The organism is Legionella stuttgartensis (assembly GCF_977063405.2).
Genome location: NZ_CDRUHA020000093.1, coordinates 263,597 through 280,389, shown reverse-complemented (window position 1 = coordinate 280,389; position 16,793 = coordinate 263,597). Strand labels below are relative to the sequence as shown.

Below are 16,793 nucleotides of genomic sequence, written 5' to 3'. Positions count from 1 at the left end.
TTTGCCTTTACCCAGGCTAGAACGGTATGATTTTCTTTCATAAAGATTTGTAGCCTGTTCAGCCTAGCGGAAATCCAGGTTAACGTTTCATCTTCGATTTTTACAAAAACAATCCACTAAATGATCATCGACCATGCCAACGGCTTGCATATAGGCATACATGATTGTTGACCCGACAAAACTCATTCCTCTTTTTTTCAAATCTTTAGATAAGGCATCTGATTCTGATGTACTCGCAGGAACTTCTTGGAGTGTTTTAGGATAATTTATTTTAGGTTTTCCACCCACAAATCCCCAGACGTACTTGTCGAAGGATCCAAATTCCTGTGCAATTTTAAGGAATGCTAAGGCATTTTTGCGAGCCGAGAACACTTTAAGACGATTGCGAATAATTCCTGAATCAGTCAGTAGGGTATTTAATTCCTTATCAGTCATTTTGGCTACACTATGAGGATCAAATTGTTTGAATGCCTTGCGGTATCCTTCTCGACGTTTGAGAATTGTTTCCCAGCTTAATCCGGCTTGTGCTCCTTCAAGCAAGAGCATTTCAAAGTGCTTTTGATCATTGTGTACAGGAACTCCCCACTCTATATCATGATACTGTTCATAATGAGGCTTACCAACTCCAACCCAGGTGCAACGTTTCATGATGAGCAATTTCTCCTATATGATCCGGATTTGTGTAGGTGTGGTGATGTTTATAATTTATTTTTTAATCATAACGTTTTTAAGGTGTAAAGACTATTTTAATTCGCGTTTTGCTCGCTTGTTTGCCTGATAAACAATTGCTTCGGCTTGTATTTGTTCTGGAATGCCTTAAAATTCACTACATACGATAACTTTATATTTATTTAGAGAGCTTCATGTCCGATTTTTATCAGGATTTTAATACAAGACGAACTTTTGCAATTATTTCTCACCCTGATGCCGGTAAAACGACCGTAACCGAAAAGTTACTATTGTTCGGAGGCGCAATTCAATTGGCAGGAACCGTTAAAGGACGTAAAGCCGATCGACATGCGACTTCAGATTGGATGGAAATGGAAAAAGAACGTGGGATTTCTATTACAACTTCGGTAATGCAGTTTGTTCATAATCAGCATGTCATGAATTTGTTAGATACCCCAGGACATGAGGATTTTTCTGAAGATACTTATCGTACCTTGACAGCAGTGGACTCAGCCTTAATGGTTATTGACGTGGCCAAAGGGGTAGAGGAACGAACCGTTAAATTGATGGAAGTATGTCGTTTGCGTGATACGCCGATTATGACTTTTATAAATAAACTGGATCGTGAAGGCCGTGATCCCATTGATTTACTTGATGAGGTAGAGTCTGTTTTAGGGATCCAATGTGCTCCCGTTACCTGGCCTGTTGGTATGGGAAAGCGCTTTAAAGGTATTTATCATCGCTATGAAGATACAGTGTATTTATATCAACCGGGTAAGAATGCACAAAAGCAAGATGCTGTGCAAATCAAAGGATTGGATAACCCTCAATTGGATGAACTATTAGGTGATAGTGCCCAGGAGTTACGCGACGAAATTGAGTTAGTTAAGGGGGCTTCCCATGAATTCAATTTGGACGATTATTTAGCGGGAAAAATGACACCGGTTTATTTTGGTTCTGCAATTAATAATTTTGGTATCAAAGAGTTACTGGATGATTATGTGCGTTATGCTCCAGGCCCGCAATCTCGAACAGCTCAAGAGCGAACTGTATCAGCAGATGAACAAAATTTTTCTGGGTTTGTGTTTAAAATCCAGGCTAATATGGATCCGAAGCATAGAGACCGGATTGCATTTTTACGTATCTGTTCAGGAGCTTACAGAAAAGGAATGAAAATCAATCATCTGCGTATTGGAAAAGAAGTGCAAATTTCTAATGCGTTAACCTTTATGGCTGGTGATCGTTCCCATACAGAAATTGCTTTACCTGGCGATATTATTGGTTTACATAATCATGGAACGATTCGCATAGGGGACACTTTTACTCAAGGTGAGCAATTAAAATTTACGGGTATTCCCAATTTTGCTCCTGAATTGTTTCGATTGGTACGTTTGAAAGATCCATTAAAGAGTAAAGCTTTATTAAAAGGTTTGATTGAATTATCTGAAGAAGGAGCAACACAGGTATTTCGACCATTAAACAGCAACCAATTAATCTTGGGGGCGGTTGGTGTGTTACAGTTTGATGTCGTAGCTCATCGTTTGAAACATGAATATAAAGTGGATTGTATTTATGAAACAGTAAGCGTTGCGTGTGCTCGTTGGGTTTATTCAGATGATGATAAGGCAATGAGTGAGTTTCGAACAAAAGCGTATGACTATTTAGCTTTGGATGGAAGTGATGCGTTGATGTATCTTGCCCCGACTCGGGTTAATTTGACCATGGCTGAAGAGCGATATCCTAAAATTAAATTCCATGCGACGCGGGAACATTAGAACGAAAGTGTCTTAGTAGCCCGGGTGTCCCGAAGCAAAACCCGGGCTTGCAGCGATCAGAATTCCTGCTCTCTTCGCTGCATCTCGACTAAGTATGTCTAAAGGGATTTTCTAAATAGATGGTGTATTAAGCAGTACAAGTTGCTTTTACTGTGTGTGCACCGAAATTAGTAATTTCAACTTTTGCGCCAGATTCAGCACTTAATTTCAGATTTTCATTTTGATGAACAGTGATTCGTAACGACTCTCCTGCTGATAGAGTGATGTCATTAACTTTTCCTTTTTTAGCTAATGCTACAACTAAAAATTCATCTCCGTCATCTTCGGTAGTAATTTTACAATTGGCTTCTACTGGCCAGAAAAGATAATTAAGAAATATTTGCGGATCATTGCTAGGCAATTCATATTCAATCGTAACTCCACGCTGGAGTAAATGACTTTCGGTTGAATATGCGCTTGTGCTTAAAGATGCAGCAATACATAATAAGCCAAGTCCAAATTTTCGTAACATTATATAACTCCATAATGATAATAACTGAGCTAAGATACATTTATTTTATAGGTATGGCAAATTAATCTCATTCAAGTTTTTAATGAGTAATAAATATGAAGTCATCGACAAAGTCTGTGTTCCCGACTTCAAAGATCAACAAACCACTTCATTATCTACACTGAAATGCACAATTTACGTATATTCATTAAGTACCTTATAACGTACCGACTCTAAAATAAGGGGAACCAATTACCACTTATTGAAGAGATTATGGCTTTAGGATTATTTAAATTTAGGGGTACTAAAAGTACTTTGAGAAAAGAATCATCAAATATAATTCTGCAAGCAGACGGTTGGGGTAGAAATTGGTTTGATTGCATTAAAAAAGAAGAGGGGCCAATAACAAAAGAGTTGTTGGAAGAAGCGTTTGATATGATGGAGATTGAGCGCGAAAAAGCTGAGATTATCCTCGTTACCCAGGAAATGGCTAAAAGAATAGATTTGCTGCCCAAGAGATTCACTTCAGTTGTGTTTTTTAACCGACTCTTTACCTATCCTGGTTCAATATCCAAACCAGCTGAGCAATCGAAAGAGGATTGCATTAACTATCTAAAACAGCTTCCTGATTGTGTTACTAAGGTTGAGCTAAACCTCTATTATAAATGGAGTCGTCCAGAAGAAGTAATAAAGGTTATACCCAAAAACGTGACTCATTTTACTATTAATGCGGACGTTATTGAAAATTGTACGTACGAAGAGCTAATTCCATTTTTTAGTAGTTTCCCTAGCCAGATAAAAGAAATTTCTCTATTAGGCAACGATACTAAAATACTGGCTTTTGATGATAAAGTATTACGTGATTTGATAATAAGATTACCTCTTTCTGTTAAAACACTTACTGTTCCTAGGGATGATTTAAGCATTTTCAACCTTGCTACAGAAAGAAAAATAAATCTGGATGAATACAGAAAAAAAGAGTACTTTCCTCAAAGCTATGATGATCTTACTGATTCGGTTTCAGAAGATTTATTTCAAAAGGCAAAAAATCTTTTAAATGATTATACAAAGAGTGCTAGTTGGTGTCCTGGATTCGCTCTTTTTGCTACGTTTCACTGGAATCGGCATTATGTGGATCAAGTGAATAAAATACTGCAAGAAAGTACCAATATAGAAGACCTATTGGGAAGACTTAAAGCGATCGAGATGCAAAAAGATTTCAATCCCACAGGTTCTCTGGCACGTCGAATGTATTACATAAAGAATATGCAGCATCAGGTTCGAAAGTTGGATAATGACGTTGTTGAAGTACCTAAATATAATTAATTAAAATAGAGTGTTTCACTTGGGTTCTGAGTAAAGTATAAAATCGCTCCCTTAGCCTGATGAGTACAGGCTAACGAGGAGTGATTCCTACAAATTAAATACTTAAATTAAAATACATGAAGAAGAGGAGGCGGTTTTTTTCTTGTCGTTATGCTGCTCTCTTTTGGCTTCATCGAGGAAGATTTTTCCTCCTCTTTTTAAGTTTAATTTAGCGCCTGAAAATTGAGGAGCAGATTGTGCTGAGGCGACTGAAGTTTCAAGCATTTCAATACCAAAGTTTAGGTAATGAATGGTTCGAATCTCACTATTTACCAATCCTTGCACGCTATGTTGATAGTATTCAAGCGGGTCTTCTTCAACAGTAGAAACACTAAAAAATGAGCTGGAGGCTATTTTATTTGACTCCACATTATTGTTGTTGAGCAGCGCACGCATTGCTTTAGTAAAAAATGGGATGCATGCTGCATTATCATTAAAGCTTCGATAAAATGGGCAAGCAAAACCTTCTTCTCCAATTTGAAAGATCGTTTTTCCATCAATTTGCTTACAAAAATCTTTACTCGCATAAAGAGACAATGTAATGGTAGAAATTTTCAAACTGTTGTCTTCAATTGTTTCCCCCGCTAGATGGTGTCTGCCTTTCAAATAGGTGTTTATGGTCTCAAATAAATTACGGGGAATTTTTCCCTTATCTGCGAGAGTGTATGGTGCTTTGAACGTAGCCTCCTTCATGGCTTGATAAGTAGGCTCATCAATAAAAATCCTTAACGAAATGGGAGTCTGTCCATCCTTTAGATGACCTACATATTCAGAAACAAGATTTTTCGTATAAGCAAGGACTCCTGGAACTTCTGTGATTTTATTAAGAGAACGCGTTGCACCCACTGCTTTATATTTAACTTCAACCGCATACCGCAAGGGTTCATTGATCTGATCTTCGCCATTAAATACTTGAGGATGAATAATACCCCGTAAACCGCCGCTCCCTACAAAATAATTAGTATCAGGGTATTGTTTTTGTAATTCATCAAAGTCTTTTACTTCCTGATATTGAATTTTAATTCCAATGGATGTGGCATATTCTCTAAGTTTTTTTTCCAAGTCGCTTATTATCACTTTGGAGGGGATGCTATCCAGCACTTCTCCAAAGCCTTTACTTCTATCCATTTCTGCAAAGGAACTTTGTTCAACATACATCGCATGATTGCGTGTAGGAATCTCATATTTTTCAAACATAAGAATTTCTTTTTCTGGACATTGTAGTTTTAATTGTATAGCCCCTAAAAGACCAATAGGTCCTGAGCCAATAAAAATAATATCAGTCATATTTATTTGTATTATTTATAAACAGAAAAGTATAATAACAAGTCTTGACTTATTTGTATGTGTTTTTTTAATCAGTTCATTGAAATAAGGTCTTAGGCAATTATTCCTTCTGGGGAAGAATGCTTTTTATTGAGTTAATAATTATATAGAGGAGGGGCTTCGAATCTGATAAGCCTTATTGGTCACGCATTATGGTACTCTTCAGAACATACACTTCTTAAACTAAAATATACCTTATCTTACTGATAAATATTAGATATATGATAGCATTCAACCTGTTGTACTAAGGTTAGAAAGTGTGTCTAAAAACTATTACAGATTAAATTGAACACCGTAGTACATAGAGGATTTTGAATATGCCTAAAGAGCAATTATCAAAAATAGTAGTCATTGAATCCAATTACCAGATAGATGCAAACTCGCGGCCAAAGTCTGGCTTCCTGCCGATGCATCGAAAAATCCCGAAATCACTCTTAAACATAGCTTTAAAGTAGAATTAATGAAAAAAACTGGAGAAAAACCAATGCATCGAAAAATGGAAGGGTATTATAAAAAAGAAAAATGTGATGTACCTCGAGAAAAAGGTCAAGACCTATCTTCATATGATTTGATTCTTAAGTTATTAGGGCCCTATGGAACAGATACACGTATAATTCGTGATGAGAATAATGAGGTTATTGGCTGTTTAAGTGTACCAGTACCTAATTTTAGGCCTGTACAATCAGAAGAAGATCCAGAACAAAATTTAGAAACACAAAAAGTAGCTGAATGTGTACAAATGACTTTGCCACTAATGCTTATTCAAGAGGATGATTTGCATTTTGATTCAAGAACAGAAGAGCAGTCTTTCGTTCCTCGCTCTTTTAAATAAAGGACAATGTAAATAAAAACAATCGGTTACCTTTTATGAATTTGTATACTTCCTTAAGCTTCCTATTGTATTTGGCCTATTAATCAAAATAAGCTTGAGCAAACTGAGTTGAAAAGTTTTACTACCCGATAAAAAAAGATAGTTAATTTGGATACTTCTAATGAAGCAATTAATCTTTTTGGTCTTAAATTTGGTCAGATTGTACGTTGGCGAGGGCGCAGTATTCTTACAATTGGCGTTGAGCCTGATGCCAAGATGTTATACTTCTAAATCGAAGATGATATAGCGGTATCTTTTGGGGATCATATTAAGCCAGACGGCAATATAAAAGAGCTTCCAGAGTTTGAGGTTACAAATATGGTTCTATCAGAATTTTTTATTTATAAAAAATTCACTGAATTGAATCAAGTTTTTGCTCCCAAAGTAAAAGAAAAAGAAAAAAACCTTTGATACAGCCAGGTACGCTGGCTGTATATTTATATTGGCTTACTTCTTAGCTGCTTGCTGTCACGATACTCCTCTACAATGGTTTTTGCTGATTTAAAAAAGGGATGAAACTTAGATAGCTTGAAAATATTCAAGGCTATATCGGATGCATTTATTTTATGGTGTAACAAATAATCCGCGCTGCTTGCCTGATAGCGCATATTGTTTAATTCGTATTTCTGCTGCGGTGGAAGAAGCTTGAGTAGTGTTTTGTCTTTTTCTAGCAAAAAATCAATGATGTGATAATGATTTTGTTGTATGGCATAATAAAAAACATCTTGAATGAGTTTACGCGGAGTTTTGTCTTTGTCTATGTGTCGTGTAATAACGCCAAAATACACTGCTGCCGATTTAAGCTCCCAAGAATTTGTTACAGGCATTACTTCCTGCAGCTTAAAAGGGGCATTTGTTACAAGAAACTTGAGTAACTCGAGAGAACCATTCATTCCAGCAACTTGAAAAGCAAAACCATTCTCTGCTGCAATCATTTCTTGTAGTTTGTCCGGAGCCTTTTTTGCAAGAAAGCGAAGTACCTCAAGGTTGCCCTTCTCTGCAGCCTTTCGAAAAGCAAAATAATTCTCTGCAGCAATCATTTGTTGGACCATGTCAGGGGCTTTTTCTGCAAGAAAGTGTAGTACATCTATACGACCATTCATCGCTGCCCAGCGAAACGCATTAAAATCCTTTGCGGCAATCATCTTGAGCAGTTTGTCAGGAGCTTTTTCTGCAAGAAATTGCAATACCTTAAGATGACCGTTTTTTGCAGCCATACGAAAAGCATAATAATCCTCTGCGGCAATCATCTCTTGCAGTTTGTGAGGCGCTTTTTCTGCAAGAAATTGCAATACCTCAATATTTCCCTCTTCTGCTGCCATGCGAAAAGCAAAATAATCCTCGGCAGCAATCATTTCTTGTAGTTTTTCAGAGGCTTTTTCTGCAAGAAAGTGCAGTACCTCAAGATGACCGTGCTTTGCTGCCATGCGAAAAGCATAATAATCCTTTGCAGCTATCATCTCTTCGATCTTGCCAGGGGCTTTTTCTGCAAGAAAGCGGAGTAATTCAATTTGGCCCTTTTCTGCTGCCCTGCGAAAAGCCCAATAGCGTCCTGCAGCAACCATCTCTTCAATCTTACTTGGAGCTTTTTCTACTAGAAATTGCAATATCTTAAGACGTTCTGCTCCTTGAAAAGCAAAATAACTCTCTGCAGCAATCATCTCTTCAACCTTACCTGGAGCTTTTTCTGCAAGAAAGCGTAAGACCTCAAGATGGCCGTTTTTTGCAGCCATACGAAAAGCATAATAATCCTCTGCGGCAATCATCTCTTGCAGTTTGTCAGGAGCTTTTTCTGCAAGGAATTGCAGCACCTTGAGCTGACCCTTTTCTGCTGCCCTACGAAAAGCATAAAAGCGTAAAGCGGCAATCATTTTTTGCAGTTTGTTAGGAGCTTTTTCTGCAAAAAATTGCAATACCTCAAGATTTCCTTCTTCTGCTGCACATCTGAATGCCTCATAGTTATCGAGAGCAATCATCTCCTGCAATAGTTGAGGAGTGTTTTTTGCGAGATAGATTAACCCTTTCACATACCCCAATGTGCTCAAGACAGTTAGAAAGTTATATATCAAAGCTTGATCGGAGAGGTGTGTGTTTTTTGCCAATTGATCTAATTGTTCCTGAGTAATTTGTATTGGATCGGTTAAAAACTGTGCTAAAAGGGGGGATGAGCGAGTAAAAGTAGCTGTCATTATTGTGCCTTATGATGTTTCAATAACTCTTAAAATTCAATGAATTAGTAATTGGCCACTTTGTTTGATTTTAACTCTTGTTGTATGTGTTGAGAATGCCATTTTTTGGAATCTTAATTTTTCCAAATTGGAAATTTCCATACTGAAGATAGGGGGTGAGTGTCCTGCACTCGACTTCTGAAATGATGGTTGAGCATCTTGGCCTGATAGGCTTGGTACAGGAAATATTTCGTCAAAAAAGAGAATATATCGGGATTTTTCTTTGCAAGAGAGTATGTTCATTCAATTCAGTTGAAGAAACTCACCGAATGGAGCGCTTTCTCTCTAAGTAGTCAGCAAGTGCAGATACTTTAATAAGAAGAAAATTCTAACCTATAATCTGAATAGGTAAGTTTCTGGTATTAATGTGAATAAGGATTTTTTATGATTAATTGGAGTAAATTTAAATCGTTTTTTTTAAGTTTCATAGGTTTATCATCAACACTCTTTACTCCAGATATTTATGCTGCGAATAAATCACTCTTTCAAAATATAGGCCAGTTACCAACATCTGTGATCTCTACAACTCCTGGAAACAACAGTTTACCTTTAACTCAAACAATAACTAATGAAGCGCTTCATTATAGCCTGAAGATTCCTGCTGGTTGGAGTTATAAAAGAAATAATCAAGATTTACAAATTTTTGATGCTGAAAAAATGCCTATGATTTTTATCGTTGCTATTAATGACACTGAGCCTTCTGGGACTAAGCAAAAATTAGATGATTTATTTAATCATTATAGTCCTGAAAAAGCGGCTTTTATCCAAGAGATTGTAGGTAGTTCAGCGCCTAGTTATAAATTGATCAAGGAAGGGATGTTAACAAAGCCTAGTGTTAATGGTCCTTTAAAAGGATATTTTTTTATTATGGAAGCAACGATGTATAACCATAACGTACAATTCGCTAATCTTCTTATCCAACGTCCTTCAGAACCTCGTTATTTAATATTTACTTATTTATATCGTTTAGAGCAAAAATCCCCCCAAAATATAGACACTGAGTTAGCCATTTTTCAGTCATGGACTCTTTAGTTCAATGCTCGTTATTTATTCGAGGCAAGCAATAGCCCGTAAGAAGCAAAGCGGATTACAGGATTATTCATCAAGGTTCACGGAGTTTTAGGTACATTTTGCTTCTTACGAGCTACGTTGCATCTGCTTTTTTGAGTCAGTTTAACGAGTAAATAATAGGGGTTGATAGTCCTCGATGTACAAAATTGGCTATTTTTAAGGTATAGCTATGTCCCATAGAACCGCATCCTAACGCAAATAGATTTTTTTCAAAGAAATCCTTTGCAGTTTGATTATTTAATGCGGTCTTGCTGAAATAGGGTATGCTCTATCTAGAGTATTAACGTGATCCACTACTGCTTTTAGCAATCCTTTTCCACTTTTTTATGAGGTGCATCCTCTTTTATCGAATAACATCGCGAAATCATCGATGTTGGGGAGATCATCATATCCTTTATTTAAAAAAAATGTGCCACTGATTCCAAAGAATTCGTTGGAGTAACTTCTATAGGTGGATGGCCCATATCCTAATGCAATACCCTCATCCTCAGCGATAAAAAAAGCGAATTCATTTTTTTCAAAATTACTGTTCTCTTCTTCTGAAATATCCTTTTCCAAAAAATTTATCATATCTTGCACCGATTCACACCAAAAGTGGTGTAAATCTGAGTTATATTGTTTAGAGTAATTTTGATAAAAAAATTCATTGTCTGTTTTTTGCCTTACGTACGAGAGATAATAGGTTTTTTTTCAAGTTTGAATTGCGCGTAGTTTAATTTTCTGAACTTTATGTGATATACATCCTTATTTTACGAATTGACTCTAAGATAACGCTGAGCGAGTCCGCGTGCGCCAATGCAATCTTGCATGCAAAAAAATCTGCGGTAATGCGAGAGAGCTATTTAATGATAATCTTAAGCAAATTTCAACGATACATTGCAAACAAGGAAGTAGTTTTCCACCTATGCTGACGTGGTTTTAATGTGTTCCAACTATAGGGGACACGTTGTTCAGATCACAAACCAAATAGGAGTAATACCTTGGTAAAAACCAGCCTAGTTTTTGGAGCAGTGCTTGTATCTTGCTAGGTGCCAATTGATTCTTGTTAATCGAGAAGACTAACTCATGTTGCTCCGTTTCTGGTAGATAAACGAGTTTGATTTTGGCGTCGTTGATACCGAAATGTTGCATGATCGCTTCAAGTAATTTTATTGAGGTATTGGGTAGGATCTGCGCTGGCACATCGTTGATAAGGATATCAGATCCTTCTCGAATAAGCTGGGCTCGTGGTTTATCTGTTTTGAAGGAATGATCTTCTGGCTCAGCAAACGTCCGGTAGAGATAAAAACCAAGGACATCGCCATAGCTGAGATCGATAGCTTGTTTGGGATTACGTGCCTCGATGGCGATGCCAACCCCTTCATTAATTAAGAACGAATCGATAAGCTCAGGAATGTTATAGCTTGTTATGGTGCTGTTGTCATCAGGAATGGTTGCAGTAAGTTCAAGATTATAGTAGGTGAGACCTTCGGGATTGAAGATAATTTCAGGTTCACCACTAGTAAAGAGAGCGTGGGGAAGGCACATTATGAGACGATTATACCAAGCAGCTTTTCTGTTGGAATTGTCTATCTCAAATAGGGCTCTTAGTTCTTGAGTGGCTGACACAGAAGCAGCTTTTTTTTCGGGTGTATCCATAGAGTTTATCTTCATTTAAAAAATGCATTGTATCAAAAATATCATAATGAATAATATTAACTGTCCCCAAAGACAAGGATTTAGTATGTTTTCTGAATTTGAAACGATTTGCTGATAACCATATTATGTCATAAGTGATATATCGCTTTTTTTGTTTAATGTCTATTAATGTGCAATTTAATTTTCGGTCGACTACGTCCCAACATTTTATTCGCGACTCGAAGTAAAAAAGAACACCATATTCCATACAATACGGATAAATGCATCAAATATAAAGAACGATAAGCCAGTTGAGCCACTTTGCCGCCAACAAAATAGCGGATTTTTCCCATTCCTGTAATATCTCCATAAGTACCGTAGCAACTTAATGCGATTAAAGATCCTTTATCTTCATATTTAAAATCAAGCAGCTCTTTGTTATTTAATCTATTTTTTAAGGATTTTGCTAATAAATATGCTTGCTGGTGAGCTGATTGAGCACGGGGTGGGACAGGTTTTCCTGTAGCTAGATCCATCACATTTGCACAATCCCCTATAGCAAAAATATGTTCATCATCTGTAGTTTGTAATGTTGAATTAACCATTAACCGATTTAAATTATCTACAGCTAACCCATCAAGAGTTGACAAAAAGTTCGGCGCTTTAACACCAGCTGCCCAGATACACATACTTGCAGGCAGAATTTTCCCACTTTTAGTATGAACTCCTTCACTGTCAATTTGACTTACAATTTCATTGGTTAGAATTTCAATCCCTAACTCTTGTAATTTTTTAGTTGTTAAAGTTGAAAGCAATTCGGGAAGAACAGGTAATATCCGAGGAGCTCCTTCAACTACTGTAATTTTAGCTAATTTTTTAATGGCATTATTAAATTGATATTTTTCCGTCTGATTGAGGGTATGGAGTAATTCTGCACCCAGTTCAATGCCTGTAGCGCCACCTCCAACAATGACAATATTAAAGTTCTGGTGTGTTTCTTCCTCAAGCGCATACTGTAGACATAATAGTCTGTCTACATATTTTCTTTGAAAATGGTTTGCTTGATCAAGATTATCAATACTCAAACAATGCTCCTTAACCCCTGGAGTATTAAAATCGTTACTTTGACTTCCTACAGCAATAATTAATGTGTCGTATGTTAAAGTTCGTTCTGGGACTATAAGATTTTGTTCTTCATCCTTTATAGCAGCAATATGGATGACCTTTTCTTTGCGATTTATACCAATCATAGTTCCTGGCTGGTAATTATAATAATGGGATATCGAGTGAGAGTAAAAATTGAGCTGATCCATATTTGAATCGAGAGATCCGGCAGCAACTTCATGCAATAGAGGTTTCCATATATGGATTTCTTGTTTATCCAAAAGGGTAATCTTGGCTAATTTTTTCTTTCCCAAATCTTTACCCAACCGTGTAACTAACTCAATTCCACCGGCTCCGCCACCCACAACTACAATATGATGTGGTTCTTTACTCATTTTGGTATCCTTAACTTCTAAATTTGAGATAAAGCGCTCTATGTCTATAATCCTTAACTAAAGCTGTGGATTTACCGCGTTTTACCCTTCAGTATAAAGTAGCTAATACCTAATACCGCACCATATACAATATGGCCTACTAAAGCAGGTATATTTTGTTTTATGCCTTCAATAGTCCATTTAGCAAATAAAGGATCGCCAGAAGAAAGAACGGGTAAGAAAGTCATAGGTCCACCCACCCACATCGCAAAACCAAATAAAACCCCCAGAACTAGAGCTACTAACCAGGAATTAATGAACCATCCTAACACCAGAGCAAAACCAATACCGCTTCCTATGCTCACTACAGTATGAACTAACAAGCCACCTGTTACTGTAGGCATGTTAATAATCTTGCCTAATGTTTCAAGCATTCCTGCATGGGCTAAAAAAAAAGCAAAAACAATTCCAGCAATAATTCCTGCTATTGCGCCTTGCCAAATCCAATTGATATTTTTCACGATAGTTCCTTAAATGAAATCTATAATGTTACTACTTGTTAATATAGATCAAATTTTGAAATGAAGTGGCTCCATCGAATGAATTTTTTATTGTGATATCGACTACCATCACATATCAAAAGGACTCGTAAGAAAGTTCAATTAAGGAATCCCGTAATCCGCTGCGTTCCTTACGGGCTATGTGCTTAAGCTCTCTTCGATCTTATGATTTGAGTTCTATACTATTATTAGTGTAAATATTTTAATTTTTTATTCAAATGCATCATCAAATTTTAGCCTTCATCTTTATGGCTTTTTCTACTGTCGTTTCAGCACAGTGTATCCAAGACCAATATGGAGAAGTAGTTTGTGGGAAGGGTGCTTGCCTTATAGACAGTAAGCTCAAGGTGGTTTGCTCACCTTATAAGAATGGCGAATGTGAAAAAGATTATTATGGGAAAGTTATTTGTGGTCCTGGGCAATGTTTACGAAATCGTGACGGCACTGTAGTTTGTTCCCCCTATCCAGAGGGTGGTTGTGCTAAGGATCAATACGGTGAAGTGATATGTGGCGCAGGACAATGTGTTAAAGACCGAAATGGTAAGGTTGTTTGCGGAGGCGAAGATGAGAGTTGTGAACTTAATTCTTATGGAGAGGTTAAGTGTGGTAAATAGCAAGAAGTATCTCATGAGCTTATCAAGTTGATTTTCTCGCAAAAAAAGTGACAAAAACAAATACACCACCCACAGAAAGAAATCGTATGTTTGCCCTCTCTTTATTTGCAAGTACACGATGAAAAATAGTTGGGCATAAAGAGGCTGCTGCAAATGAACCTGCCGAAAGCTGTGATGCTGGGCAGGGTTTATTCTCGGCCATGAGATCAAACATATTAATTATTCGAATCTCTTTGTTTAAAGATTGCATTTTGCGATGCACCGCACACCAGGTATTCTTAGAATCCCGAGCGACGATGCTCGCAAAAAGGCGTAGAGCCAGCACTACTACTTATTATTGATTGCTTGCAAAGACAATCCCCTCAGGTCCTGCAGTTTGACCGCCAGAAGCTCCAAACATTGTTGTTCCTGTTACACCTAACATTGAAGGTAGAAACAATAAAGCGGCAGAAATAAAGACTAGAGCAATTGGCGTTCCAATTGGAATTTGAGTTGGGTTATCTTTGTGCTGTTTAAACTTCATAATTGCCCCAATAGAAAATCCCAAACCAGCCAAATAAGAGCCAGCCGTAATCAACTTAGATAGATTTGTAAATGAACTAGTAATTGTTTCTGCCATTTCTCCCAAAGACATTGCAGTGTTTGCTGCTGCACTATGGCTTACTAATGTCAGCACTGTAAGATAAGCAATGGTGCTTAACCAACACTTTAAACTTGTTTTATTTATAATGTTACTTTTCACAATTTTCTCTCCAAAATTAACAAAAAATCTAGGCATGATATTATTTAATAAATATGATTATTTTACAAAACATTAAATTTTAAATTTTTATATTTATATGTAAATAGCAAAGAGCAAGAAAACTGCCTGAATCAGGATTCAAGACTGTTTGCAATACATCCAAATATTCAGCATTGTTTGAAATATATTTACATTCAGAGGATGTCAAGCAGAAGATTCTCTCAAATAAAAATATGATTAACCCTTCTAATGATACTGATGAGGAACCAGAGATTATAGTCAACTCTGGATTTAATGTAAGCGGGATGCGTTTTATAGCGATGAATGAAGATATCTATGAGTCCTTACAAAATCCAACACCTACCAAACAATGTGATGGAAAAGTAAGTGGTTTCTCAATATTCCATCATGATAAAACAAGTGACTTAGACCAGGGAATTTATTCATCGCTTGGGACAACTCAAGTACCATTTAAGCTCCAAATTTAATTGGTCTTCGAATTAGATTTGTATGCATGTAGGTTGGGTCAAAATGACCCAACCTCATATTTGGCTTATAATGTTTCAAGAGCTTTAGCAATAGATTCAGTCATTGCTTTGGCATCGCCAAAAAGCATGTAGGTATTATCATGGTAAAACAGATCATTCTCCACACCGGCATAGCCTGGTGCTAAGCTTCGTTTAACAAACAATACGTTTCTGGCTTTTTCTACTTCTAAAACGGGCATTCCATAAATTGGTGAGCCGGGATCTGTTTTTGCTGCAGGGTTCGTTATATCATTTGCCCCAATTACATAAGCTACATCACAGCTTGCAAAATCACGGTTAATTTCACTTTGTTCAAAAACTCTATCATAAGGAATATTGGCTTCTGCAAGTAAGACATTCATATGGCCAGGCATGCGGCCGGCGACCGGATGAATTGCAAAGCGAACTTTAATATTGCGGTGTTCTAGGGCATCAACTAATTCTTTGACTGCATGTTGAGCATGTGCTACCGCCATACCATATCCAGGAACAATAATTACATCTTTAGCGTTACTTAAGAGGAATGCTGCGTCTTCACCATTACCCTGGCGTACAGTTCGTGATTCATTTGTACCGTTAATTTGAGAACTAGCTGCTGATGATTGAATGCCTCCAAAGATTACATTAAAAATCGAACGGTTCATTCCAACACACATGATATAACTTAGAATCGCCCCGCTAGCACCTACTAAAGCACCTGTAATAACAAGTAAGTGATTGCTGAGGGTAAATCCGATACCTGCTGCAGCCCATCCTGAATAGGAGTTAAGCATTGATATAACTACTGGCATGTCGGCGCCGCCAATAGGGATAATGAGCAATACACCAATTAAAAAAGCCAAACCGGCCATGATACTGAACAGCGTGAAGGTTTGGTTAATAAAAAACAAGACTAATAAAACAAGGATGGCTAGGGCTATAATCAGATTAATTAAGTTATGGCCTATGAGTTTAATAGGTTTTCCCGACATAATCCCTTGCAATTTAAGAAAGGCGATCACTGAGCCTGAAAAAGTAATGGCCCCTATAATCAGACCCAGACTCATTTCAATTAGACTTGCTTTGGCAATTGCACCAGGGACACCAATATGAAACGAAGTAGGGGAGAGAAAGGCACAAAAAGCAACTAGAACTGCTGCCATCCCCACCAATGAGTGAAATGCCGCAACGAGTTGGGGGATTGCCGTCATATTAATTTTATAGGCAATAAAAGTTCCAATGATGCCTCCTGCAATCATTAAACTAATGAGAATGGGTTGATGATAAGTTGTTGGCATCATCAAAGTTGAACCTACTGCAAGGATCATACCGGCAATCCCTAACAGATTTCCTCGTCTTGCAGACGCAGGGCTGGCTAAGCCTTTTAGCGCCAGTATAAAGCAGACAGCCGATAAGAGATAAAATAAAGGAACCAGGGTTGTCATGAGAAATCATCCTTAACTATTTGATGTGTAATGACT

General features: G+C 37.2%; 17 protein-coding genes. 6 read left to right on the top strand and 11 right to left on the bottom strand.

The window, feature by feature from the left end:
• Positions 1-87: 87 nt before the first annotated feature.
• The gene (locus tag ACWTEW_RS31395; RefSeq protein WP_454781892.1) at positions 88-648 is read right to left on the bottom strand and encodes a DNA-3-methyladenine glycosylase I; all 561 of its coding nucleotides are present in this window, start codon (positions 646-648) and stop codon (positions 88-90) included.
• 215 nt (positions 649-863) lie between these two features.
• Between ACWTEW_RS31395 and ACWTEW_RS31390 the strand changes: the two genes are divergently transcribed.
• The gene (locus tag ACWTEW_RS31390) at positions 864-2,444 is read left to right on the top strand and encodes a peptide chain release factor 3 (protein ID WP_454781891.1); all 1,581 of its coding nucleotides are present in this window, start codon (positions 864-866) and stop codon (positions 2,442-2,444) included.
• 127 nt (positions 2,445-2,571) lie between these two features.
• On the opposite strand, the gene ACWTEW_RS31385 is transcribed toward ACWTEW_RS31390, so the two are convergent.
• Positions 2,572-2,955, bottom strand: a complete 384-nt coding sequence (locus ACWTEW_RS31385) for a hypothetical protein (RefSeq protein ID WP_454781890.1) — start codon at positions 2,953-2,955, stop codon at positions 2,572-2,574.
• 252 nt (positions 2,956-3,207) lie between these two features.
• Here ACWTEW_RS31385 and ACWTEW_RS31380 point away from each other — a divergent pair, with 252 nt between their 5' ends.
• Positions 3,208-4,260 carry a DUF5617 domain-containing protein gene (locus ACWTEW_RS31380; protein WP_454781889.1) on the top strand — a complete coding sequence of 351 codons (1,053 nt, stop codon included), beginning with the start codon at positions 3,208-3,210 and terminating at the stop codon, positions 4,258-4,260.
• 102 nt (positions 4,261-4,362) lie between these two features.
• On the opposite strand, the gene ACWTEW_RS31375 is transcribed toward ACWTEW_RS31380, so the two are convergent.
• A complete protein-coding gene (locus ACWTEW_RS31375; RefSeq protein WP_454781888.1) occupies positions 4,363-5,586 on the bottom strand; it encodes a hypothetical protein in 1,224 nt (407 codons plus the stop codon).
• A 499-nt stretch (positions 5,587-6,085) separates the two neighbouring features.
• Between ACWTEW_RS31375 and ACWTEW_RS31370 the strand changes: the two genes are divergently transcribed.
• The gene (locus ACWTEW_RS31370; protein WP_454781887.1) at positions 6,086-6,457 is read left to right on the top strand and encodes a hypothetical protein; all 372 of its coding nucleotides are present in this window, start codon (positions 6,086-6,088) and stop codon (positions 6,455-6,457) included.
• Positions 6,458-6,933: 476 nt separating this feature from the next.
• On the opposite strand, the gene ACWTEW_RS31365 is transcribed toward ACWTEW_RS31370, so the two are convergent.
• Positions 6,934-8,685 carry an ankyrin repeat domain-containing protein gene (locus ACWTEW_RS31365; protein ID WP_454781886.1) on the bottom strand — a complete coding sequence of 584 codons (1,752 nt, stop codon included), beginning with the start codon at positions 8,683-8,685 and terminating at the stop codon, positions 6,934-6,936.
• Positions 8,686-9,108: 423 nt separating this feature from the next.
• On the opposite strand from ACWTEW_RS31365, the gene ACWTEW_RS31360 reads away from it, so the two are divergent.
• Complete coding sequence (locus tag ACWTEW_RS31360) at positions 9,109-9,756, top strand: hypothetical protein (protein ID WP_454781885.1); 648 nt, start codon at positions 9,109-9,111, stop codon at positions 9,754-9,756.
• Positions 9,757-10,119: 363 nt separating this feature from the next.
• On the opposite strand, the gene ACWTEW_RS31355 is transcribed toward ACWTEW_RS31360, so the two are convergent.
• The 4 genes from ACWTEW_RS31355 to ACWTEW_RS31340 form a co-directional block, all read right to left on the bottom strand.
• On the bottom strand, positions 10,120-10,365 hold the full coding sequence (locus tag ACWTEW_RS31355) for a hypothetical protein (protein WP_454781884.1): 246 nt from the start codon (positions 10,363-10,365) through the stop codon (positions 10,120-10,122).
• 348 nt (positions 10,366-10,713) lie between these two features.
• Positions 10,714-11,433 (bottom strand): hypothetical protein, encoded by a 720-nt coding sequence (locus ACWTEW_RS31350; RefSeq protein ID WP_454781883.1) that lies wholly within the window; start codon positions 11,431-11,433, stop codon positions 10,714-10,716.
• 155 nt (positions 11,434-11,588) lie between these two features.
• Positions 11,589-12,911 carry an NAD(P)/FAD-dependent oxidoreductase gene (locus tag ACWTEW_RS31345; RefSeq protein ID WP_454781882.1) on the bottom strand — a complete coding sequence of 441 codons (1,323 nt, stop codon included), beginning with the start codon at positions 12,909-12,911 and terminating at the stop codon, positions 11,589-11,591.
• A gap of 71 nt (positions 12,912-12,982) precedes the next feature.
• On the bottom strand, positions 12,983-13,411 hold the full coding sequence (locus tag ACWTEW_RS31340) for a hypothetical protein (RefSeq protein ID WP_454781881.1): 429 nt from the start codon (positions 13,409-13,411) through the stop codon (positions 12,983-12,985).
• A gap of 257 nt (positions 13,412-13,668) precedes the next feature.
• On the opposite strand from ACWTEW_RS31340, the gene ACWTEW_RS31335 reads away from it, so the two are divergent.
• Positions 13,669-14,064, top strand: a complete 396-nt coding sequence (locus ACWTEW_RS31335) for a hypothetical protein (RefSeq protein WP_454781880.1) — start codon at positions 13,669-13,671, stop codon at positions 14,062-14,064.
• Between the two features lie 22 nt (positions 14,065-14,086).
• On the opposite strand, the gene ACWTEW_RS31330 is transcribed toward ACWTEW_RS31335, so the two are convergent.
• Together ACWTEW_RS31330 and ACWTEW_RS31325 are read right to left on the bottom strand one after the other, a co-directional pair.
• Positions 14,087-14,314: a hypothetical protein gene (locus ACWTEW_RS31330; RefSeq protein WP_454781879.1), complete on the bottom strand. Its 228-nt coding sequence runs from the start codon at positions 14,312-14,314 to the stop codon at positions 14,087-14,089.
• Positions 14,315-14,398: 84 nt separating this feature from the next.
• Entirely contained in the window at positions 14,399-14,806 is a 408-nt protein-coding gene (locus tag ACWTEW_RS31325; protein ID WP_454781878.1) for a type IV secretion protein IcmD, read from the bottom strand.
• Positions 14,807-15,039: 233 nt separating this feature from the next.
• Between ACWTEW_RS31325 and ACWTEW_RS31320 the strand changes: the two genes are divergently transcribed.
• A complete protein-coding gene (locus ACWTEW_RS31320) occupies positions 15,040-15,294 on the top strand; it encodes a hypothetical protein (protein ID WP_454781877.1) in 255 nt (84 codons plus the stop codon).
• A gap of 65 nt (positions 15,295-15,359) precedes the next feature.
• On the opposite strand, the gene ACWTEW_RS31315 is transcribed toward ACWTEW_RS31320, so the two are convergent.
• On the bottom strand, positions 15,360-16,757 hold the full coding sequence (locus ACWTEW_RS31315) for an NAD(P)(+) transhydrogenase (Re/Si-specific) subunit beta (RefSeq protein ID WP_454781876.1): 1,398 nt from the start codon (positions 16,755-16,757) through the stop codon (positions 15,360-15,362).
• Positions 16,758-16,793: the final 36 nt, after the last annotated feature.